A 544-nucleotide genomic window follows, 5' to 3' on the forward strand; every position below is an offset into this window, starting at 1 on the left:
TTTGCTTTTTTTCAATTTGTTTGTAAATAAATACAAAAGGAAAGATGTGACGGAAATTTTCCTTTATCACTTAGAAAATGCGGTTAATACACTCTTAGCGAGCGAATTGACAGCTTTTTTGGACTACGAAAAATATGATCATATTGGATTTAATACAGGGAATTCACGAAATGGTTCGTACGAACGGACGCTGCACACAGATTCTGGAGAACTTCATCTCGTTATTCCTCGTGATCGGAATGGCGACTTTAAGCAACAGACGGTGGCTCCTTATAAAAGAGCCAATGATACGCTTGAAGCGTTTATCATTCATATGTTTCAAAAGGATGTAACGACAGCTGAAATTGCCCATTTAATGGAGCGCATGTATGGTCATCACTACACGCCTCAAACCTTTTCAAACATGACAAAGGTGATGTCTGAAAAGGTAGAAGCCTTCCGTGATCGAACCTTGTGCGCACGCTATGCGTGCGTTTATTTAGATAGATGCTACGTACATCGCCTTGAAACGAGGTGCAGTGTCAAAAGAAGCTGTCTATATTCC

The 544-nt window shown here is 40.1% G+C and carries 1 pseudogene; it reads left to right on the forward strand.

Annotation, left to right across the window (positions count from 1 at the left end):
* Position 1: 1 nt before the first annotated feature.
* A pseudogene (locus tag RB298_RS08645) lies at positions 2 to 544 on the forward strand (transposase); the annotation flags it as partial.

This window comes from Priestia sp. BR_2 (assembly GCF_041954005.1).
Lineage (GTDB): Bacteria > Bacillota > Bacilli > Paenibacillales > Paenibacillaceae > Paenibacillus_AQ > Paenibacillus_AQ lautus_A.